Source organism: Nitrospirota bacterium, assembly GCA_016178585.1.
In the GTDB taxonomy this organism is placed as follows: Bacteria; Nitrospirota; Nitrospiria; order JACQBW01; family JACQBW01; genus JACOTA01.
In genome coordinates, this window is sequence record JACOTA010000020.1 from 14758 (window position 1) to 36475 (window position 21718).

General features: G+C 44.5%; 22 protein-coding genes and 3 tRNA genes. 22 read left to right on the top strand and 3 right to left on the bottom strand.

The window, feature by feature from the left end; all coding sequences use genetic code 11:
* Positions 1–9: 9 nt before the first annotated feature.
* Genes HYR79_03865 through HYR79_03875 form a run of 3 tightly spaced genes read right to left on the bottom strand, consistent with a single transcriptional unit; the run spans position 10 to position 4176 of the window.
* Positions 10–942 (bottom strand): hypothetical protein, encoded by a 933-nt coding sequence (locus HYR79_03865; protein MBI1820828.1) that lies wholly within the window; start codon positions 940–942, stop codon positions 10–12.
* The gene (locus HYR79_03870; GenBank protein MBI1820829.1) at positions 926–2278 is read right to left on the bottom strand and encodes a sigma-54-dependent Fis family transcriptional regulator; all 1353 of its coding nucleotides are present in this window, start codon (positions 2276–2278) and stop codon (positions 926–928) included. Before HYR79_03870 ends, HYR79_03865 begins: the two co-directional genes overlap by 17 nt.
* Complete coding sequence (locus HYR79_03875; GenBank protein ID MBI1820830.1) at positions 2275–4176, bottom strand: PAS domain-containing protein; 1902 nt, start codon at positions 4174–4176, stop codon at positions 2275–2277. The genes HYR79_03870 and HYR79_03875 overlap by 4 nt, the downstream gene beginning before the upstream one ends.
* Positions 4177–4271: 95 nt before the next feature.
* Between HYR79_03875 and HYR79_03880 the strand changes: the two genes are divergently transcribed.
* The 22 genes from HYR79_03880 to HYR79_03985 all read left to right on the top strand — a co-directional run bounded on the left by HYR79_03880 (position 4272) and on the right by HYR79_03985 (position 21623).
* Positions 4272–4547, top strand: a complete 276-nt coding sequence (locus HYR79_03880) for a DUF507 family protein (GenBank protein ID MBI1820831.1) — start codon at positions 4272–4274, stop codon at positions 4545–4547.
* Between the two features lie 3 nt (positions 4548–4550).
* Positions 4551–4943, top strand: coding sequence for a VOC family protein (locus HYR79_03885; protein MBI1820832.1), 393 nt, complete (start codon positions 4551–4553; stop codon positions 4941–4943).
* A 10-nt stretch (positions 4944–4953) separates the two neighbouring features.
* Positions 4954–5745 (top strand): patatin-like phospholipase family protein, encoded by a 792-nt coding sequence (locus HYR79_03890; protein MBI1820833.1) that lies wholly within the window; start codon positions 4954–4956, stop codon positions 5743–5745.
* Positions 5746–5841: 96 nt separating this feature from the next.
* A complete protein-coding gene (gene radA / locus HYR79_03895) occupies positions 5842–7197 on the top strand; it encodes a DNA repair protein RadA (GenBank protein ID MBI1820834.1) in 1356 nt (451 codons plus the stop codon).
* The gene (locus HYR79_03900; protein ID MBI1820835.1) at positions 7194–7991 is read left to right on the top strand and encodes a hypothetical protein; all 798 of its coding nucleotides are present in this window, start codon (positions 7194–7196) and stop codon (positions 7989–7991) included. Before radA ends, HYR79_03900 begins: the two co-directional genes overlap by 4 nt.
* A 33-nt stretch (positions 7992–8024) precedes the next feature.
* The gene (gene tsaB, locus HYR79_03905; protein ID MBI1820836.1) at positions 8025–8699 is read left to right on the top strand and encodes a tRNA (adenosine(37)-N6)-threonylcarbamoyltransferase complex dimerization subunit type 1 TsaB; all 675 of its coding nucleotides are present in this window, start codon (positions 8025–8027) and stop codon (positions 8697–8699) included.
* A complete protein-coding gene (rimI, locus tag HYR79_03910; GenBank protein MBI1820837.1) occupies positions 8683–9426 on the top strand; it encodes a ribosomal protein S18-alanine N-acetyltransferase in 744 nt (247 codons plus the stop codon). The genes tsaB and rimI overlap by 17 nt, the downstream gene beginning before the upstream one ends.
* A 7-nt stretch (positions 9427–9433) precedes the next feature.
* Positions 9434–9673 carry a twin-arginine translocase TatA/TatE family subunit gene (locus HYR79_03915; protein ID MBI1820838.1) on the top strand — a complete coding sequence of 80 codons (240 nt, stop codon included), beginning with the start codon at positions 9434–9436 and terminating at the stop codon, positions 9671–9673.
* Positions 9666–10439, top strand: a complete 774-nt coding sequence (gene tatC / locus HYR79_03920; GenBank protein ID MBI1820839.1) for a twin-arginine translocase subunit TatC — start codon at positions 9666–9668, stop codon at positions 10437–10439. Before HYR79_03915 ends, tatC begins: the two co-directional genes overlap by 8 nt.
* 28 nt (positions 10440–10467) lie before the next feature.
* On the top strand, positions 10468–11019 hold the full coding sequence (locus tag HYR79_03925) for a peptidylprolyl isomerase (GenBank protein ID MBI1820840.1): 552 nt from the start codon (positions 10468–10470) through the stop codon (positions 11017–11019).
* 204 nt (positions 11020–11223) lie between these two features.
* Positions 11224–12345 carry a LysM peptidoglycan-binding domain-containing protein gene (locus HYR79_03930; GenBank protein MBI1820841.1) on the top strand — a complete coding sequence of 374 codons (1122 nt, stop codon included), beginning with the start codon at positions 11224–11226 and terminating at the stop codon, positions 12343–12345.
* Between the two features lie 315 nt (positions 12346–12660).
* Positions 12661–13602 carry a malate dehydrogenase gene (gene mdh, locus HYR79_03935; GenBank protein MBI1820842.1) on the top strand — a complete coding sequence of 314 codons (942 nt, stop codon included), beginning with the start codon at positions 12661–12663 and terminating at the stop codon, positions 13600–13602.
* 133 nt (positions 13603–13735) lie between these two features.
* Positions 13736–15073 (top strand): sigma 54-interacting transcriptional regulator, encoded by a 1338-nt coding sequence (locus tag HYR79_03940; protein MBI1820843.1) that lies wholly within the window; start codon positions 13736–13738, stop codon positions 15071–15073.
* Between the two features lie 491 nt (positions 15074–15564).
* Positions 15565–16890: an SLBB domain-containing protein gene (locus tag HYR79_03945; protein ID MBI1820844.1), complete on the top strand. Its 1326-nt coding sequence runs from the start codon at positions 15565–15567 to the stop codon at positions 16888–16890.
* 103 nt (positions 16891–16993) lie between these two features.
* The gene (erpA, locus tag HYR79_03950; protein ID MBI1820845.1) at positions 16994–17317 is read left to right on the top strand and encodes an iron-sulfur cluster insertion protein ErpA; all 324 of its coding nucleotides are present in this window, start codon (positions 16994–16996) and stop codon (positions 17315–17317) included.
* 273 nt (positions 17318–17590) lie between these two features.
* Positions 17591–17791, top strand: coding sequence for a hypothetical protein (locus HYR79_03955; protein ID MBI1820846.1), 201 nt, complete (start codon positions 17591–17593; stop codon positions 17789–17791).
* A gap of 26 nt (positions 17792–17817) precedes the next feature.
* On the top strand, positions 17818–19239 hold the full coding sequence (locus tag HYR79_03960) for an aldehyde dehydrogenase family protein (GenBank protein MBI1820847.1): 1422 nt from the start codon (positions 17818–17820) through the stop codon (positions 19237–19239).
* A gap of 104 nt (positions 19240–19343) precedes the next feature.
* On the top strand, positions 19344–20633 hold the full coding sequence (serS, locus tag HYR79_03965; protein MBI1820848.1) for a serine--tRNA ligase: 1290 nt from the start codon (positions 19344–19346) through the stop codon (positions 20631–20633).
* Positions 20634–20693: 60 nt separating this feature from the next.
* Positions 20694–20782 (top strand) — tRNA-Ser (locus tag HYR79_03970).
* A gap of 52 nt (positions 20783–20834) precedes the next feature.
* Positions 20835–20919: transfer RNA gene (locus HYR79_03975), tRNA-Ser, on the top strand.
* Positions 20920–21000: 81 nt separating this feature from the next.
* Complete coding sequence (locus HYR79_03980; protein ID MBI1820849.1) at positions 21001–21423, top strand: VOC family protein; 423 nt, start codon at positions 21001–21003, stop codon at positions 21421–21423.
* 123 nt (positions 21424–21546) lie between these two features.
* Positions 21547–21623, top strand: a tRNA-Arg gene (locus HYR79_03985).
* Positions 21624–21718: the final 95 nt, after the last annotated feature.

Consider the following 21718-nt stretch of genomic DNA (forward strand, 5'->3'; position numbering starts at 1 on the left):
CATCATTTCCTATCTGTCCTCTTTTTGTTGTATCAGGTTTTCTATTCTCTTGATTTCCCGTGTCAGGGTCTGAATGGCTCCTTTGTATTTAATGATTTTATTGCCGATGGTTTTAAGAGTTTTTTTAAAATTTAACAGTTCCTTTTCAAGGATCCCCCGTTGATTGATAGAACGGTTTCCTTCCCGCTCGGTTAATTCTGCGTATTTAATCAGGTTCTGCCGAAGGGCGACCTCTTCCTGGATACGGCTCTTTTCTTCCTGAAGATTTTTAATTTCCCTGTCGAAATTTTCAATGTCATTTCTGGCGAAATCGGTTAATTCCCTGAGTTTTTCCGGCGTTTCTTTTCCATCCAGGAGGATTTCGACCCGGGGAGGCACAACAATATTGTTGATTGCATACTCCATTTGAAATTGTTTATGCTCCTCCATCAGCTGAAGCGCGTCTTTGTAATCGCGATCGGCTTCAATTTCATTACCGCTCTGGAAGGCTTCCTGGGCTGATTGAATGAGCCGGTTGATTTCTTTCTCCATCTCCTCTTTCAAATCAGTGTTGGTTTTAAACAACTCGTCCCTTAAGAGAGCTTGGTTTTTCTCAGCTTCCCGGAGGGCAATCAGGATTGATCGCAACTGTTTGAGCGAATTTTCGATTCGAAGATTAAGGTAAAGGCTGGGCACGGTTTTCGATTCATTTTTTAAACTTTTAATTGTTTCGGTAAATTTTGTCTCTTTCAGCTCAAGGTCTTTTTTATCGACTTCCCGCTGTTGAATTTGATCATTTAATTCGGCTATTTTTTCTTTTAATAACCGGATCGTTTCCGACGAAGGAAGTACGGGTGGAAGGTGTAAAAAAAAGACAACACCAACCGTCAAAACCCCTAAGACCAAACTCGAAAAAACATTTTGGAAAAAAATGCGGAGGAGACGTTTAGGGAATGAGGCCATATTTTCTCATTTTATACTGCAAAGAACTTCTTTTAAGCCCCAGAACTTTGGCTGTTTTCGTCTGGTTCCAATGATTTTCTTCAAGGGTTTTTTTTAAAATATCCATTTCCAGATGATTGATTTGTTCAGGAAGCTTTAAGGAGGCCGCCAAATCCGGCGTCAGCCTAGGAAGAAATGTCTCCTGGTGCATTTCAGCAGGGATATCGGCCAATACGATCATTTCGTCCTCTGACAACACAACGGCTCTTTCAATGACATTTTCGAGTTCTCTGATGTTTCCGGGCCACGGATACTTTTTAAAAACGGCGATAACCTCCTGTGAAAGGCGGTTATGTTTGTGGAGATCTCTATTATATTTTTTGAGAAAATGTTCGCTGAGGCTTTCAATATCGCCTTTCCGGTCCCTTAAAGGAGGGAGTTTTAACGTGACGACATTTAAACGATAATAAAGGTCTTCCCGAAAGCGTTTTTCGAAGACTTCCTGTTTGATGTCCCTGTTGGTGGCGGCAATAATACGGACATCCACTTTTAATGTTTTGGTTCCCCCCACCCGTTCGAATTCTTTTTCCTGTAAAAATCTTAAAAGCTTGACCTGAATGGATTGGCCGATTTCTCCAATTTCGTCTAAAAACAAGGTCCCTCCATCGGCCATTTCGAATCTTCCTCTTTTCTGGAAAGCCGCTCCCGTGAAGGCTCCTTTTTCGTGGCCAAACAATTCGCTTTCGAGAAGGCTTTCTGCGAGGGCCGCACAATTAACGGCCAGGAAAGGCTGAGACGGCCTCGAGCTTCTTTTATGAATTTCTCTGGCGACGATTTCCTTCCCTGTTCCGCTTTCTCCAAGAACCAAAACCGACGTGGTTTGAGGCGCCACCTTTTCTATCATTTTATAAACTTTTTGAATGTTTTCTTCCTTTCCGATGATATCTCCGAAATCGAGCAAGTTTCCCTTTAAATAGGTATTCTCTGAAATAAGGTTCTTTTGCTGGAGGGCTTTTTCGACCTTTATTTCGATTTCGTTGAGTGAAAAGGGTTTCAAAACATAATCATAGGCCCCCTTCCGCATCGCTTCAACGGCGCTTTCAACCGTTCCGAAAGCGCTCATCATAATGACAGGCGTTTCCGGAGATTTTTCCCTGGCTGCCTTTAAGACCTCTATCCCGTCTTTTTTCGGCATCTTCAAGTCGGTCAAAATAATATCAAAAAATTCTTCTTCAATTTTTTCTATAGCTTCTTTTCCATCCTGACATTCGGTCAAGACATATCCCTTTTCGGAAAAGACTTCAATCAGCATTTTTCTCATCGATTCTTTGTCTTCTGCGATTAATATTTTTTTCATGCATTCTCCATACTGCTAAATGGAAGCCTGATTATAAAATCAGTTCCATTATTGATCCGGCTGGTAAACGAAAGGGTTCCAAGATGGCCCGCAATGATTTTGTGGGCGATGGCAAGTCCCAGTCCGGTGCCTGTCTCCTTTGTCGTAAAAAAAGGGTTAAATATTTTGGATTGAATCGATTCCGGAATTCCGGTCCCCGTGTCCGATATCAAAATAATGCATTTACCATTTTCAGCCCGCGCCGTAATGGTGAGACTGCCTCCATCAGGCATCGCGTGTACCGCATTAAGAAGAATATTGAGCAAAGCTTTTTTGAACTCGTTTTCATCCAGATCCACCCGGGGGAAACCGGACGGAATATGGATCCGGGTTTTTAAGGGAATCGCTTGATGCGCGGCGCACGCCATATCCAGTGTTTTATGAAGAATAGGTTCAAGGGTGACGGTCTTCAAATTTAATTTAGGTTCTCTCGCAAAGGCCAGAAAATCTGTCACAATCGTGTTTAAGATTTTCACCTCTTTAATGATATTATGCGTTAAAAGCTTTGATTTTTCGTCCTGCGATTTTCGATCAAGAAGTTCCGCGTATCCTTCAATGGCTCCCAGCGGGTTTCTGATTTCATGAGCGACGCCGGCGGAGAGTTCTCCCAAAGCGGCCAGCCTTTCCTTGATTTTCACCTCTTCCTGGAGCTTCTTCACTTCTGTTAAATCAATAAGAATCAGAGAGGCGCCTGCTAAATTATTTTTATTTTCAAAAAGCGGTGCGGAGCTCAATTCAAGCCATTTATGTTTTCCTGTATTTGTGACGAATGGAAATTCCACTCTCCCGCTTTCTTTGCGATTTTTCACCGTTTCGACGAGAATTTGAGCGAGGCCGTTTTCAGACCCTCCCAGGACGGATAAACATGGCTTTCCCTGGCAATCTCTCGCTGAAATTTCAAGAATCCGTTCCGCGGCAGAATTAAACGTTGTAATGGTAAAATGTTGATCGACTCCGATAACGCCGCTGGAAATACTTTCTAAAATATAATTGCTGTAATTTTCAAAGGTGTTTGCCCGGATTTGTTCTTTTAAATACATTTCCTTGAGCTGGTCATCTTTTTCGCTGATATTATCGATCATTTCATTAAAACGGTCGCCTAAATAGCCGATTTCATCATGGGTCGTAATGGGCACTTTTGAGTAAGCCTGGTTTTGCCCCACACGGTCCATGGCCGAAACCAAATGTTTAATGGGATTAATGATCGATCTGGAGATCAACCAGCTGAAAAAAATAATGAAAAGGAAGGTTAGTATAACCGGCCAAAATATGTTTTTTTTGAAATTGGAGAGGATTTCTAAAAAATCGGCGCCGGCTTCCACTCCCACGACCGCGAAAATTCGCCCATCTTCATCGTAAATAGGGGAATACCCGGATTTATAAAATTTATTATCATTTCCTTTATATAAGACCGACGACGAGGGTCTCCCCTTCCAAACTTCTTCCAATTCAGTGAGGTCCAGTTTTAAAAAAAGATAAATATTCCCGATAGGGACCTCATCGTCAACGTCGACCAGAATTCGGTTTTGACGGTCAAAGATGAAAATATCCTTCACCCGGGATTTTTCCTGTATTTTCTTCAAAGATTCAAGCAGGTGCGTGTACAGGTATGAATTTTCATCTCCAGGGCCTATTTTCTTAAGATAGGAGAGAGGAATAGTTGCCGAAACGATTTCCGAAATCCCTAATAACCTCTTTGAGAGCTCCGTGTCGAGCGCTTTTTTGATATGATAGAAGACAATCCAGCTGCCCAGAAGAAAAACCATCCCAATGAGAATCGTGTAGGAAACGATGAATTTCATCAGAAGGCCCCGCCCGGGCAAAGGAGGATTATTCCCTGTTTTGGAGAAAATTTTCATATTTTGTCCATCTTATCGGTAAACGATTTTGTTGTCAATTTGTTTGGCTTTTCTAGCGTTTGACATGATTTTCGGAATAGTCTAAACTGGCATCTATGATTTTAAGCGAAGAAAAAGTCTCTGCTTTGTCGCATCAGATTCTGGAAAATGTTATCGAAAAAAAATGGGCGGCCCTTTTGGAAGATGAAACGAGGGTGCTCAGGGAAATCAAAAAGGCCATTTCTTCTGAATTAAAAATCAGTGAGGAAATCGATTTGATGGTTCGCAACAAAATCCATTCTTATAGCCGCAGGCCTGTTGAAGGAAGCCCTGAATGGGAAGTCCTTTATAAGAAGTTTTTTAAAGAAGAACAATTAAAAAAGCAGAGGTAAAATTTGGAATTCCGTCTGCACCATATTGCGATCCAGAGCCGGGATCTGGACAAATCATTGTTTTTTTTCCAAAATATTTTAGGGTTTCCGGTCATTAAAAAAGAGGTGAGTTCGAAAGGGAGAAGGATCGTGTGGCTGAAGGCAGGGGACGGACGTCTGGAACTTTACGGCGGAAAGCCTTCACAGTCTTTAAATTCGAAATGGAATGAGAATGGGATCGGACCTCTTTCGCTCGGGTTTTTTGTTCCGAATCTGGATCTGGCTGTTCTGCGGTTAAAAGAACAAAATGTTGTTATCCTCAAGGAACCCTATGAACCGGTCAAAGGGGAGCGGGCGGCAATGATCACGGGGCCTGACGGAGAAGAAATCGTTTTGTTGGAAAAGGAAGTCGGATGAAGGGGCCTTCTTGACGAAAAAACCGCGGATTGGTATCGCGCTCAGCGGAGGAGCTGCCCGGTGTATCGCCCACCTTGGTGTTTTGGAGGTTCTTGAAAAAGAAGGGATCGTCATCGATTCCATTGCGGGAACCAGCGGAGGGGCTTTTGTCGGCGCCCTTTACGCGTCCGGCCTCGGCGTCGACAAAATCAAAGAGATCGCCCTTCAGCTTTCATGGAGAGCAATGGTTAAGCCTGTTTTTTCGAAACAAGGTTTAATCTCCGGGAAGAATCTCCATCGTTACATTTCTAAATATATTGGCGCTCTCCATTTTAAGGACCTTCAAATCCCTTTGGCTGTTGTCGCCGCAGATCTAAAATCAGGGGATAAAGTTGTCCTGACTGAGGGTTTGGTCTCCGAAGCGGTGACCGCCAGTTGCAGTCTCCCTGTCATCTTTTCCCCCGCGCATGGCGTCGGGAAAATCCTGGTTGACGGCGGAATCGCGAGTAATCTGCCGGTTTTGACCCTTGTCGAAAATATGGGAGCGACGCTGACGATTGCCGTCGATGTAAACGACCGGGCAAGGGAGCTTTCAAATTTGAACAATTTATTTCAAATCGGAATCCATACGGTGACTCTTTTTGCGAAAAAAAACGCCGCGGTTGAAAAAAGATTTGCCGATATCGTCATTAACGTGGATGCCTCCGGAATTTCCCTGATCGACCTTAAAAAAGGCCCGCTCATTCTTAAGAGGGGAAGGGCCGCCGCGGAAAAACAGATTCCTTTTTTAAAAAAATGTCTAAAAGAGTTTTCCTATTTTTAAGTGAGGCGACTGGCTATGCCAGCGCGAAACGAGGGCTTCGGGGGCATTGGGAGCGAAGCGAACAGGCCCCTGAATATTTGAGACGAGGCCTTTCCGGTGAGTAAACTGAAATCGTCCTTCCACTGCCAACAGTGCGGGTACCTTTCGCTGAAATGGTTAGGGCGGTGTCCCGAATGCGGTGCGTGGAACAGTTTGGTCGAAGAATTGGAAACCGCTGATTCACGGTGGAAGTCCGAGGGAGGACCTAAAAACGAACCAAGACGGTTTATTGAGATTGAACAGGTGGAGGAAGACCGCCTCCCGATTGGAATCGAAGAGTTTGACCGGGTTTTGGGAGGAGGGGTGGTTCGGGGGTCTGTGACCCTGATCGGCGGAGATCCTGGAATTGGAAAGTCGACCCTTCTTCTCTCTGCGTCCGGTAAAATGGCCTGTTTTCAAAAAGTGTTGTACGTTTCCGGAGAAGAGTCCCTGGCCCAGATTAAAATGAGAGGGGGCCGTCTTGGAATTCGATCAGAAAATCTTTATCTATTATCCGAAACCTCGTTAGAAGAAATCTTTCGAGCCGTCAAAAATATTTCTCCGGGAACGATTATTCTCGATTCGGTACAAACCCTTTTTTCTTCCGGGTTGCAGTCTTCCCCGGGAAGCGTAAGCCAGGTCAAAGAGGTCGCTTCGCAGATGATGATCTTTTCCAAAAAAACCGGCGTTTCTTCTTTTTTGGTGGGCCATGTAACCAAAGAAGGGGCGATCGCAGGTCCGCGCGTGCTTGAACACATCGTCGATACTGTTCTTTATTTTGAAGGGGAAAAGGGACACCCTTACCGTATCTTGAGGGGGGTAAAAAACCGCTTCGGTTCGACCCAGGAAATTGGTGTTTTTGAAATGAACGAAGAGGGATTGGCGGAGGTCAGGAACCCTTCCGAACTTTTTTTGGCCGGCCGGCCGGAGGAAGCCACGGGTTCGGTCGTGGTCTCCAGTCTCGAAGGGAGCCGGCCCATCCTGGTGGAACTGCAGGCCCTTGTGACTTCCGGGTATCTGGGAATTCCAAGGCGTGTTGCCAATGGTGTCGATCCGAACCGTCTGGCCCTTCTTTTAGCCATCCTTGAAAAAAGAGGAGGCCTTCAGTTTCAAGACCAGGATATTTTTATTAACGTGGTTGGCGGTATTCATATTCAGGAACCCGCCATTGATCTGGGGATCGTGGCCGCGGTCGCCTCAAGTTTTAAAGAAAGAGCGGTCGATTCCCGGACCCTGATCCTGGGAGAAGTCGGTCTCGCGGGAGAAGTCCGGGCGATTAATGATGTTCAGACAAGGTTAAATGAAGCCGCCAAGCTGGGCTTTAAAAAAGCGATTATTCCATTTCAAAATAAGGAATATCTCAATAAGGCGACGCCTCTTGAACTGGTCCCTGTCAAAACGACCGATGAGTTGATGGGGACCCTTTTCCCGTGAAAACTGGCGCAACCCCGTTTTTTGTTTTATTGGTGATCAGTCTTGTTCTGGGAGCCTGTGCTTCCTCCCTTCGGACCCTGGCGTTCAAAAAAGACGCGACTTCCCAGGAATTACTACACCTGTTTGCTCAAAGAGAAAAAGCCCGCCAGGAGATGAAAGCCATGGTGTCATTTTCAATTCATCCCAATCAGGGGGCAAGCCAGGCACTGAACGGGATCCTTTCATTCGAACCGGGGGATCATGTCCGTTTCCAGGGATTTGACTCTTTCGGGAGAACCGTTATTGACCTCACCCTCTTGAAGAATTTTTATAAAATCAGCCTCGGAGGGGATCCGCCATTAAGAGGAAATTTGGAGGACCGGGGAGATTTATCCGCCAAAATGGGACCCGGAGCGGCAGAAAAGATTAACTGGGAATTCTGGCTTAAAATGATGAATGAGTTTCGTTACGGGGGGAACCCCGTGCTCATGGAAGATGAGATGATTTTTATTGAAAAAGGGAAGGATCATTTTACCGGGTCGGTTCTTAAAATAAAAGGAAAGCAGGCCATATTATTGAAAAAAATCTGGTTTGAACGCTCCTTTTTTTATCCTGTAAAAGAAGAAATTTATGAGGAAATGACGGGGGATTACCCGCTATCCGGAACCATTTATTTTTCCGATTTTAATGATAAAAATAATGGTTCATGGCCAGGTCGAATTCAGGTAAAATCAAAGGAGGGAGATCTTGAAGTCGAATTTGTGGAGACCAATTTCTCCCCTTCGTTTTTGGCTGATTATTTTAACCTGGATTAAATATCTTAATAAAATAGGCGGAGGACAAGCTGTTTGATCATATTATCAGTTGAAACATCCACCCCGATGGGAAGCGTCGCGATTTTAGAGGACGGACGTCTGCTGGGGGAATATATGGTCTATCATGAGAGGCATCATTCCCGGGTGATTTTGAAAATGATCGACGGTCTTTTGAAATCCTGCCGTCTTGGCCTTTCCGATATTGATCTTTTTGCCGTTTCGGTTGGTCCGGGATCTTTTACCGGCCTTCGCGTAGGGATTGCGACTGTTAAAGGGTTTTCGACCGCTTTGGATAAACCGGTTTCCGGCATCCCAACCCTGGAGGCCTTTGCGGGACGAGTTTCACATACCCCTTATCCGATTTGTCCTGTTATTCAGGGGCGGAGAAATGAAGGGTATGCCGCGCTCTATCAATATGACGAATTTTTCAGATTGAACCTTTTAAAACCGGCCAGAGTGGTTTCATTGGAAAGTCTTTTGGACGAGATTGATGCTCCGACACACCTTTTGGGTAATTTTTCTCCAGAACTGTTTAAAAAAATGTCCAACAAAAATATTTTTTATGCCCCCCTGTTAAAGTTCCCGGCTGCGTCAACGGTAGGGTTAACGGCCTATCAAAAGATGGATTTTGCAAAAAACGGAAAGGTGGAAATGATTCTCCCAGCCTTTCCCTCGGAAAAAGTTCAAATTCATGGACTGTACCTTTGAAAAAATGAGGTTAGAAGACCTTGACGAAGTTTTGAAAATTGCCACGGCATCTTTTAATCAGCCATGGACAAAAGCGATGTTCGAAAATGAAATTTTAAAAAATCCGTTTTCGGAGCAATTTCTTGTCAAAGTTGAGGGCGAAAATGCCGGCTATCTTTGCATGTGGTCTTTGTTCGATGAAGCTCATATTCTCGATTTTGCAATCGATCCTCAATTCCGGCGGAAAGGTTTGGGAGAAAAAGTTATTTTAAACGTGATTGAAAGAATAAAGGAAAATAAAATAAAAAAAATATTTTTAGAAGTCAGAGCTTCCAATGAAGCAGCGAAATCGCTTTATAAAAAAGTGGGTTTTCTCAATCTCGCCGAAAGAAAGGGTTATTATTCGAATCCCACAGAAGACGCCTTGATTTTCCAGTGGAAGGCCACTGAAGCTGATCGAACGGGTTTTCCAGAAGCGTTAACCATTTTTGCACTTATGAGGGAGGGGTTCATGTCTGAATATCAAAAAGATGATGAATTGGTCAAACAGATTCGGAAGGAAAACAAAAAATTTCGTGATTTTGAAAAGGAACATGAACAGCTATCCAAAAAACTCGAAGCGCTCAATAAACGCAAAACCCTGTTGCCGGAAGAAGAGGTTGAAGTTAAAAGAATTCATAAAGAAAAATTGGTCTTTAAAGACCAGCTGAAGCAAATGATTAAAGAATTTAAAGAGAAAAAGGTGTAAGACTCCCATGTTTGGAATAGGCTTTCCTGAATTAGTCGTAATTTTAATCATCGCTTTTATCGTTTTAGGCCCCGAAAAGATTATGACTTTTTCAAAAACTTTGGGCCGGATGGCGGGCGATTTCAAAAAAACAGCCGGTCGGATTGAAAGTGAGGTTTTAGGGGAGCTTAAAAAAGTTTCTCAGGAGGATCCCATTGCAACTGAGAATCGGCTCAAAAAGGAAACTGGCGGAAAAAAAGATGGTTAGCCTCTGGAAAAAAGAAAAAAAGACAGAGTCGACCATGCCGATTACCGGTCATCTGGTTGAGTTACGCTCCAGACTCATTAAATCCCTGGTTGTTCTAGGAATCTTTTTTGGAATCGCATTACAGGAGATCGATCCGATCCTCAAGGTATTAAAAAAACTTTTACCCGCCGACCTTTATTTTAATTCGCCGTCTGAGGCGTTGTGGGTAAGCTTTAAGGTCGCTTTTTTTGCCGGTTTTTTTGTCTCTTTTCCCTTTGTTTTGTTTCAGGTTTGGAAGTTTATTTCGCCGGGGCTTGAGCCGAAAGAAAGAAAATGGGTTTTCCCTTTTATCCTGGGAGGATCGTTCTTTTTTGTCGCAGGCGTTCTGTTTTGTTATTTTGTCGTTCTTCCCTTTGCCCTGTCCTATTTGGTCCAGTTTGGGGTTGAGAGGGGAATCAAACCCCAGATTATATTAACCAGTTATATTGACTTTATTTTAAAATTAATGATGGCTTTTGGCCTAATTTTTATGATACCTATAGCTCTAATTCTTTTAGCGAAAGCTGGAATTGTTTCCTCAAGGGTGTTGGCAAAAAACAGGCGGTACGCTATTTTAATTAATTCCATTATCGCCGCCGTATTAACCCCGACGCCGGATGTGTTTAACATGATGCTGATGATGATTCCCTTATTGATCTTGTATGAGCTTGGGATATGGGGGATCAGACTGCTGGGGGAAGGTCCTCCGAAAACCATTAAAGGCTCCGGGAAAGTTTCACCCGTTTAGGGGCTTTATTAAACAGGAGAAAGAACCGATGTCAAAAAGTGAAAAAGTCGCAACGCTCAAAACTAAATTCGGAAATATTGAAATTCAATTTTTCCCGGATTTGGCTTCTAAACATGTCGAGAATTTTATTGAGCTGGCCGAAAAAAAATTTTACGATGAAACGTCTTTCCATCGTGTGATTCCGGGTTTTATGATCCAGTGCGGGGACCCTAATACCAGACTCTATAAAGATGACCGTTCAACGCATGGAATGGGCGGGCCCGGCCATACGCTAAAAGCCGAGTTTAATCAGAAAAGTCATAAGAGAGGAATTGTTTCGATGGCCCGGTCGGCAAGCCCGGATAGCGCCGGATCTCAGTTTTTTATCTGTGTTGCCGATTCTAAATTTCTTGATGGTCAATACACGGTGTTTGGCGAGGTCACTTCTGGGATGGAAGTGGCGGACAAAATCGTTAACCTTCCGAGAGATGGCCGGGATAACCCAAAAGAAAGAGTTGAAATGCACGTCGTGGTGAGCGCAAGGCAGGCAGAGCATCAGTCGTTTAAAAACGCGGCTTTTAAGGATGGGGCCGTTTCTTAGACCTTGAATTTGCCGTGAGAACCCTTTCCGGAATCCTTTTCGGAAGGTAGATGGTATTTGATAAACGCCCAAGAACAGAGTTAGAAAGCTGTCATTGCGAACAAAGTGAAGCAATCTCAAGACTTTACGATAAGATTGCCACGCACCCTTCGGTGCTCGCAATGACATGATTAATAAGTGGGTGCGAAGTCTATCGCTGGTCTTATGTTTCTAAACCATCTTAAAACAAAAGCGATTGTGCCTCTTTTATTTTTATTCATTTTTTTTCTCGTTTCGACAGGCCATTCTCAGGAAATTCCCGGTTCCGATTATAGTGTGAAAGAAGGGGATACCTTGTGGGGGATATCATCGTCTCATTACTCCGATCCGTTTTTATGGCCGAAACTTTGGGGGAAAAACCTTGCAATTTCTCATCCGGACAAGATTTATCCTGGACAAAAAATATTTCTTCCGTCTGAAGAATTTTTAAAAGAGGTAGAAAAAAATAATCAGGCGGTTGAAACTGAAAAACCCTCTGAAATGCCTGAAGCGCCTAAACTTCAAGCTTCAATAGTCCCTTTCCCTCTTCAACCTGAAATCTCAGAGCCTGAACCTGAAGGGGTAACGCCGGTTTCCGCCTTAACCGAAACAGATCTTTTCACCAGCGGTTTTATCCTAAAAGATTCCTCAGCCATCGGGAAAATAGGAGAAATTATCGCGTCCGAAAATCAACATGCGCTTTTGGGAGAGGGGGACATCGTTTACCTTTTGCCGGTATCTTCCCATACCTTCCATATCGGCGAACGGTACTCTATTTACGAAGTCGTTCGATCGATTCATCATCCCCAAAGCCATCGTTTAATGGGAAAATTAATTCGTGTGAAAGGTTTCGTTGAAATAATTCCCAATCAGATGCCCGGATCCAGAAAAGAAACATTTTCGGCCAAAATCGTCAAATCTTTTGATCTGATTAGTTTAAAAGATTTTCTGATGCCGTATCAGTCGATGGATTTGATTGATTTAACCCTTCCTTTTCCAAAGGAACTCAAGGGGACCATTGTCGGGACAAGGGACCTTAAAGAAAATAATGGTCCAAATGATTTTGTTTATTTGGATAAAGGGAGCCGGGACGGAGTTCAACGGGGCCATCTCTTCGTGGTTGTTAAGAACGGGAAAAAGGTTCCTTTTTTCTCTCCGGGGGGACGGGAAAGGTTGCCCCAGAGAATTATTGCGGAATTAGAGGTCGTCTCGGTTCAAAAAGAGACTTCTACAGCGATTGTTGCAAAAAGTATTGAGCCGGTCGTGGTTGGAGATCAAATCTCCAATCCTCCTCCCGCAACCCCCTGACACAAAGCTTTTTGTAGTGACCGCCCCGTTTTTTGGGACACGAGCTTTTCTCCTGCGAAGCCAGGTTTTTTCAGGCTTCTAATCCCTCTAAAGGTTCAGAGACTTGCCCTGCTTTCTTCCTTTTTTTCGTTTCTTTCTCCTTTTCATAACCCAAGAACAGCGATAGAAAGTTGTCATTGCGAGCGAAGCGAAGCAATCTCGCCATCGTGAACCGAGATCGCCACGCACCCTGCGGGCGCTCGCGATGACAGGCAAAACAAGGAGTTACAAATCCTATCGCTGTTCTTGTGGTTTTATTCCGAGCGTGGAGATAAAATGAAAAAGAGGAATAAAATATCGATTATCGGCGCGGGGAACGTAGGATCCACGACGGCCCAGCGACTGGCGGAAAAAGAAATCGCCGATGTCGTATTGCTGGATATTGTTCCTGATCTCCCGCAGGGCAAGGTCTTGGATATCCTTGAATCAGGTCCAATCTACCGGTTTAATACCAGGGTGGTTGGAACCAATAACTATACCGAAACCGCTGATTCTGATATTGTCATCATCACTTCCGGGATTCCCCGCAAGCCCGGCATGAGCCGTGAAGATTTACTTAAAACCAATGCGAATATTGTTTCTCAGGTAACCCGACAGACTGTTCAATTTTCACCAAACGCCATTTTAATTGTCGTCAGCAACCCGCTGGATGCAATGACCTATGTCGCATCCAAAATCAGCCAATTTCCTAAAAATAGAATTATCGGAATGGCCGGGGTTTTGGATACAGCCCGATTTCGAACCTTTATTGCCATGGAACTGGGGGTCTCGGTGGAAAATGTCAATGCGTTTGTTTTAGGCGGACATGGGGATACGATGGTTCCGTCAATAAGGTATACGACGGTGGTTGGAATTCCGGTGACTGAATTGATCGCGAAAGATCGCCTTGATCAGATCATCAAAAGAACAAAGGAGGGAGGCGCTGAAATCGTAAGCCTCTTGAAAACAGGGAGCGCTTATTATGCTCCGTCTGCCGCTATTGTTGAAATGGTCGAAGCCATTCTCAAAAATAAAAATAAAATTCTTCCTTGTGCCGCCTATTGTCAGGGTGAGTACGGCATTAAAAACCTCTTCGTTGGCGTTCCTGTAAAGCTTGGAATCAACGGCGTCGAAAAAATCATAGAGATTACGTTAACGCATGAAGAAAAGGCAGGTATTTTGAAATCCGCGGAAGCGGTCTCTGAACTGTGCCAATCTGTAGATAAACTAATCCTGTAAGCCAAACCTTCTTTTTCATTGGATTGACAACTTTTTCCGATCGGTTTACAATCAAATCCGTAAATAAATTGTCTCTTCGCCATCCTTAAAAATAGAGAAACGAACGTCCTATCCTTTGATTTTAAGAGGTTTTGTGCAGGAAATTCCTTACACCTTTAACCCTGAGTGGTTGCTAAATTCCTTTCCTGAAGGAATCATTGCCCTTAATTCGGATCAAAAAATCCTCTTCGTCAACCCGTCTGCCGAATCCCTTTTGGGGATCTCGAAAAAAGATTTTGTGGGTAAAAGATGTTCCCACCTGATAGAGGTGGAGGGCGCTGAACAGAAGTGTCTTTTGGAAAGGACGCTTCAAACAGAAGAGCCTTTGACCCAGATTGAATCGAAGTGCCAAAATAAACAGGGTGAAAAGCTGGTTCTTAGATCGTCTACATTTATGCTGAAAGATGAACATGACAAGTCGGTTGGAGCGGTGATTCAGTTCAGGGTCATCTCTTCGGAGAGGCCCGCTGGAGAAACAGCTCCTAAAAATCTCCTGTTCGATAAGGTTGTCGGAAAAAATCCGAGGATGCTTGAGATCTATAATTTGATTCCTGGTTTAGCAAGGACAAAATCGACCGTCCTTATTGAGGGGGAAAGCGGAACCGGAAAAGAATCGATCGCCCACGCTCTTCATTCTAACAGCCCGAGGCGGGAGAAGCCCTATGTTCGGGTAAACTGCGGAGCTCTCGCGGAAGGGATATTGGAAAGCGAGTTGTTCGGGCATGTGAAAGGGGCTTACACGGGCGCGATTTCCAATAAACAGGGGAGATTTGAACTCGCCCATGAAGGGACGATTTTCTTGGATGAAATCGGAGATGTCAGCCTGTCGACCCAGGTGAAACTTCTCCGGGTGCTTCAGGAAGAGGAATTTGAGAGGGTGGGCGATACGAAGCCGATCAAAGTCGATGTCAGAGTGATTGCCGCGACAAATAAAGATTTAAAAAAGGCCATGGACAATGGGCAGTTCAGACAGGATCTGTATTACCGCCTTCGAGTGGTTCCCATTACACTCCCGCCCTTGAGGGAGCGTCGAGACGATATTCCGCTTTTAATTAATCATTTTATGAAAGTGTTTAATCAAGAAATGGAAAAAAATGTAGAACAGGTTTCTCCCCAAACCATGTCCACTCTGATCAATTACGAATACCCTGGAAATATCCGGGAACTTGAAAATATTATCGAACATGCCCTGGTTTTGTGTAACGGGAATATCATATTGCCCGAGCATTTACCCCGGGACATTCAGATCCGAAAAAGCGATCATGTGGACCGTGCCATTTCCAGAGAACATCCTTTGGAGGCGATGGAGCGGGAGCTCATCATTCAAGTTCTCAATCAATGCAATTGGAATTTTAAGGAAACGTCTGAAAAATTAAGGATCAGCAGGACAACCCTTTGGAGAAAGATGAAAGATTATCATATCGTAAAATAGGGTATGTTTCATAAATGAATTTTGTTCCATAAATGAAAAAATGATACAAATATTTAAATTTATTGGATTTTTTATACGATACGTTTAATTTTCAGATGTTTTAAGGCTAATTGAAATAGATTTACAAATCATCAAAAAATTTATAACTTATTAATATTGTTATTTATTTTATAATTAAAAAAACGGGTATACTTCTTGCTCTTTATTACGTTACTAGACAGACTAAAATAGTCGGATTTAAGTAAGGAGAGTAAGAATATGCAGTGTCATAGATGTAAAGGCGAAATGGTTGTTGAAAAATTTCAAGATTTTAATGACGATACGGGCCGTTTAAATTTTCACGGATGGAGATGTTTGATTTGCGGTGAAATTTTTGATCCGGTTATTTATTCGAATCGGAGACAGCATCCCCCTCCCCTCATTGGGAAAAACAGGAAATTAATCATCGCCTCTAAACGATAGGTTGGAAAGACCTTAAAACATCGGGTTCAATGTTTGCGCAAAAAGTAAAGCATTTACTCCTGGAGCAGGATGTTCCGTTCCGTTCTTTCAAGGAGAAAAAAACTGTTTCACTGAAAGAATATCGTGATCGAGGGGGCTATGATGCCTGGCTAAAAGCGATCACCAAGATGAAACCCGATGAAATCCTTTGCGAAATCAAGGATTCAGGGCTAAGAGGCAGAGGGGGAGCAGGTTATCCCGCCTGGAAAAAATGGGAAATTGTCGCCGGAAAGGAATCTTCCCAGAAGTATCTCTGCTGCAACGGCGCTGAAGAAGAGCCGGGAACCTTTAAAGACCAGATATTATTAGGCACAAACCCCCACCAACTGCTGGAGGGCGCTTTAATTGCCGCCTATACCGTAGGCGCCTCAAAAGTTATTCTTTATCTCAATACGAAATTCAGTCAGGAAATAAACGGTGTTGTAGAGGCTTTGCAGGAAATCAAAACGCTGGGGTTCTGGGGCGAGAATATCCTTGGAACCGGCGTCGGAATAGACGTTACCCTTTTTAAAAGTCCCCTTGCCTATATTGCGGGGGAAGAAACCGCCATGCTGGAAGTCATTGAGGGAAGAAAACCGGCTCCCCGGCAGAAACCTCCGTTTTATCCTGTTCATAACGGACTTTATGGCAAGCCGACTTTAGTGAATAACGTTGAAACGCTGTGCAACATTCCCCATATTGTTCAAAACGGGTCTGAATGGTATAAAAAAATCGGGACCGAAGAAAGCCCGGGAACGGCCTTATTTACCCTTACTGGGGATATTAATCAGCCCGGGGTTTATGAATTGCCAATGGGGACCCCGTTGCGCCAGTTAATCGATTTTAATGGCAAAGGCCTTAAAGCGGGGAGGAGATTAAAAGCGGTTTTTCCCGGAGGACCTTCCTGCGGAACAATTACGGAAAAAGATTTGGATGTAACGTTAGATTATGAATCTCTGAAAAAAAGAAGGAGTGCGTTCGGTACCGGAGCGGTCATTGTTTTCGACGACACAGCCTGTTTGGTCAACGCAGGACTCCATATCGCGGAATTCTTTGCCGAAGAGTCATGCGGTCAGTGTCCTCCCTGTAAGATGGGAGGGAGGCATCTCGCGGATTTACATCAGAAGATTGAATCGGGCAAAGGGGAAGGTGAGGACCTTCAGTCGATTGAACAGATCTGCGGCGTGGTGAAAGGCCGGGGGTACTGTAGTTTAATCACAGGCGCTGCAGTTACTGTTGAGAGCCTGGTGAGAAATTTCAGAAACGAATACGAAGACCATATCAAAACAGGGGAGTGTCATTTAAAAGATGCAAAGATTATGCAGAACATTTCCTGATCCATTTTTCAACGGCCGGGGGCAAACAAAACATCTCTTGATTTAACCTGATCGGGATGATATATTTTGAAAGTAACATATTAAAGCGGGAGGTAAACGATTCATGGTAACTTTGACTGAAAAAGCGAGTGAAAAAGTAAAAGAGCTCCTTGCGGCCGAGCAAAAGTCGGGATATGGCCTGAGAATAAATGTGAGTGGCGGCGGCTGCAGCGGATTTCAATATGGAATGGATTTTGAGGAAAAAGCAAACGCCGGAGACCAGGTCATCGAGGCTCACGGGGTAAAGCTGTTCGTGGATGCTCAAAGTGTTCCTTTTCTCGAAGGTGTGCAGGTCGATTATGTCGATACCGTTCAAGGCGCCGGTTTCGCCATTCAAAACCCCAATGCTAAATCTTCTTGCGGTTGCGGAAAATCATTTAGCTCTTAAACCGCAGTAATCAAAACAACCCGGACGGGCCTCTGAATAAAATAAGAGAAGCAACTGGCTTTGCCAGTGACGGACTTGGGAATGGTCGTAGTTAGACCGAGCGGAACGCGGGGTTCGGGGGCTTAAAAAACTTAGCTTCGCTGCGGGATCGCTCGCGAGCAAGCTTTGTGGGACGGGCCCCTGAATAAAATAAGAGAAGCAACTAGCTTTGCTAGTGCGGAACGCGGGGTTCGGGGGCATTGAGAGTGAATTTCTCGAAGGCCCCTGAATATAATGAAGAGGATTATGGCGAGTTTAAGGTATAAAGTGGGCAGCTTCATTGACGAAACGTCAATTGTGGATTCCTTCAATGATTCAGGTCTCAAAGAATGGAACCACTCCAATGAGGATATGCTCAGAGATTTTGGAAAAGCATTATATGACATCATCCTGTTAAATTCTGTCGAGCAGGATGGTTTTATTACCTGGAACTAAATTTGACTTAATAAAAAGGTATTCACATGAAGCCCAAGCCTTTTTATTCAGGCGGGGAATGGATTACCTCGTCTCAAACGATTGAGGTAATCGACCCCTACCATCGCAAATCCATCGCTTCTGTATCCTTAGCCTCTTCCGATCAGGTCGCTCTTGCCATAGACCAGACCGTCTCATCTTTTCAAAAGACAAAAAAATTAGATTCAAATGTCCGCTCGGAAATCCTTCATCAGATTTCGGATGAAATTGCCCATCGAAAAGACGAGTTTGCCAAAACCATCTCTTTAGAAGCGGGAAAGCCGATTACCGATGCCAGAGTGGAAGTAGACCGGGCAATTTTCACCTTCCAAACCGCGGCCGAAGAAGCCAAACGGATCGGGGGAGAGGTGATTCCGTTAGACCTTCTCAAAGGATTCGAGAAAAGGTTTGGGATGACCCGCCGTTTTCCCCTGGGCCCGATTTTGGCCATTACCCCCTTTAATTTTCCTTTAAACCTGGTGGCCCATAAATTAGCGCCGGTCATTGCCGCCGGAAACAGCGTATTGTTAAAGCCTGCTGATAAAACCCCTTTAACATCTCTATTATTGGCCGACGTTATTTCAAAAACGGCGCTCCCTCCAGGGGCTATCAATGTGGTCCCCTGCGAAGTCGAGGATATCCAGCAGGCGGTTTTGGACGACCGGATTAAAATGCTGACCTTTACCGGCAGCGGCAAAGTAGGGTGGGCCTTAAAAGAAAAATCAGGGAAAAAGAAGGTTGTTTTGGAATTAGGGGGCAACGCGGGGGTGATGGTCCATCACGACGCCGATCTCGATTATGCGGTTTCTCGTTGCGTGGCGGGAGGTTTTTCCTATGCGGGCCAATCCTGTATTTCGGTCCAGAGAATTTATGTCCATCAGAAAATTTATGACCTTTTTCTCGCTAGGATGGTTGAAAAAGTAAAAGCCCTTAAAACCGGGGACCCCTCCCTTGAAACGACACAGGTGGGCCCGTTGATTAATCACACCGCCCTGGAAAAAACCGGGAGCTGGGTAAAGGAAGCGGTTAAAGAAGGGGCACAATGTTTGACCGGGGGGAAAGCGGAAGGGACGGTCTTTTTACCGACGGTTTTAACCAAAACAACCCCTGAAATGAAGGTCAATTGCGATGAAGTCTTTGCTCCCATCGTGACCGTAGAGCCTTATCAGGAAGTCGATCAGGCTCTAATAGAGCTCAATCGATCCAGTTTCGGGTTGCAGGCAGGGTTATTTACCCGGAACATCGATCACATCTTCAAGGCTTTTCAGGAGCTTGAAGTTGGCGGTCTTCTGGTCAACGATGTTCCTACCTTTAGAATGGACCATATGCCCTATGGCGGGATTAAAGATTCCGGGTTGGGCCGGGAAGGTCTAAAATACGCCATCGAAGAAATGACCGAATTAAAGCTCCTGGCCTTTAATTTTCCCTGAAAACTCCCTTCATTTTTATTAAATGGATTGACTTATACGCCATAAATAAGGTAAATAAATACTCTTTTGCCACCTAACTGAAGAGTCCCTGTTTTTCCTGACCGATGATTGATATTAAAATTTTAAGAGAACAACCTGAATTTGTCGTGGAACGGATGAAAGCCCGTGAAATTCAGTTTGATTTAGCCGCTTTTCAAAAACTGGATACTGAAAGAAGAGGAATTATTAAAGAAATTGACTCTTTGAGGCAGAAAAAAAATATTACTTCTAGTGAAATTGGAAAAATGCAACAAACCCCATTTCCACCTACTGACAAGCAGATTGGAATCCAAACAATTGGGGGCCCTTCAAGAGACGAAATTAAAGGGCTAGAAAAGAAGCTTCAAGAACTAGAAGATGAATCAAGAAACTTTTTATTAAATATTCCTAATATTCCTCATGAGTCTGTCCCCATTGGTAAAGATGAAAACGACAATGTCGAGGTTCGACGATGGGGAACGCCGAAAGAATTTATCTTTAAGCCCAAAGCACATTGGGAAATTGGCGAAAAGCTTGATATCCTTGACTTCGAGCGGGGAGCAAAAATCGCGGGAGCAAGGTTTTGCTTATATAAGGGGGCTGGAGCGCAACTTGAGCGGGCCCTCATTAATTTCATGCTCGACCTTCACACCGGGGAGCATGGGTACCTTGAGGTTCTGACCCCCTTTATCGTTAATGAGAAAAGCATGACCGGGACCGGTCAGCTCCCTAAATTTGAAGAGGATCTGTTTGGTTTAAAAGATAAAGGTTTTTTTTTAATTCCGACGGCGGAAGTTCCGGTCACGAATATCCATCAGGGCGAAATTCTGGATGAAAAATGTCTGCCTGTTTCCTATGTCGCTTATTCTCCCTGTTTCCGGCGTGAAGCGGGGTCGTATGGAAAGGATACAAAAGGGTTAATTCGCCAGCATCAATTCAATAAAGTCGAGCTGGTCAAATTTGCGCATCCAGACGCGTCTTACCAGGAGTTAGAGCGATTACGATCTGACGCTGAAGCCATTTTACAGAAATTGAATCTTCCTTACCGTATCGTGATATTATGCACGGGAGATCTTGGATTTTCTTCAGCAAAGACGTATGATATTGAAGTATGGCTTCCCGGGCAAAACAAATACCGTGAAATTTCTTCCTGCAGTAATTTCGAAACTTTTCAGGCAAGAAGAGCGGATATCAAGTACCGGACGGCCGACAAGGCAAAGCCCGCATACCTTCATACCCTGAACGGCTCCGGGTTGGCGGTGGGCCGCACGTTAGTGGCTATTTTAGAAAACTATCAGCAACCCGATGGTTCGGTAGTGGTTCCTGAAGCGCTTCGCCCTTATATGCGGGGGTTGGAAAAAATAGGAAAAGCCTGATCTTCAGGTGAAGTTTTTTTAAAATAAAAAAAATAACAAATTCCACAAACCAGTGTGAAGGGAGAGGTGGCCGAGCGGCTTAAGGCAACGGTTTGCTAAACCGTCGTGGGGGGTAACCTCTACCCAGGGTTCAAATCCCTGCCTCTCCGTTCAGACTGGTTTGTGAAATTATTCCAAAACCCCCGGTCCGGGATATTATCGGGAGAGGTGGCCGAGTGGCTTAAGGCGGCGGTCTTGAAAACCGTTGTGGGGAAACTCACCGGGGGTTCGAATCCCTCCCTCTCCGTCAAAGCTTGCTCGCGAGCGATTCCACAGCGAGACTAATGTTATCTTTTGACTTGATCTAATTAGCTTGGAAGATCATTTTATGAAGCCACGAATTACAATGATTACCATTGGCGTAGACGATTTGGAAAAGTCGCTCAGGTTTTATCGTGACGGACTCGGTCTGCCGACAGAAGGTATTATTGGAACAGAATTTGACCATGGCGCGGTTGTGTTTTTCGATTTGCAGTCAGGATTAAAGTTGGCGATTTGGCCCCGAAGAGACATCGCGTATGACGCGAAGATTCTTCAAACCCCGTCAAGTCCCACAGAGCTCACCATCGGCCATAACGTAAACAGCAAAGCAGAAGTGGATGCAGTCATGGAACAAGCAAAAAAAGCTGGAGCAAAGATCACCAAACCTGCCGGAAATACGTTTTGGGGCGGCTACGCCGGCTATTTTCAAGACCCCGATGATCATTTGTGGGAAGTAGCATGGAACCCGCAGATGGAAATTGCAGAATAGTGATGAGGCTCCCCCCAAGCTCCCTTTCATTAAGCGCCCGTAGCTCAGCTGGTGCGAGCCTCCGAGCTAGCTTTGGGAGCGTTTCCGCAGCGGACATAAGGTTTTTAAATTTCATCTAAAAGCGCGCCCGTAGCTCAGCTGGATAGAGCATCAGACTACGAATCTGAGGGTCGGCGGTTCGACTCCGTCCGGGCGCACCATATTTTTCAAGCACTTACGCACTCTGTTTCCACCTCTTTGCTCTCAGGTATGACCAAAGTATGACAGAGAGCTTCGACCCCACCCCTTAAACTCT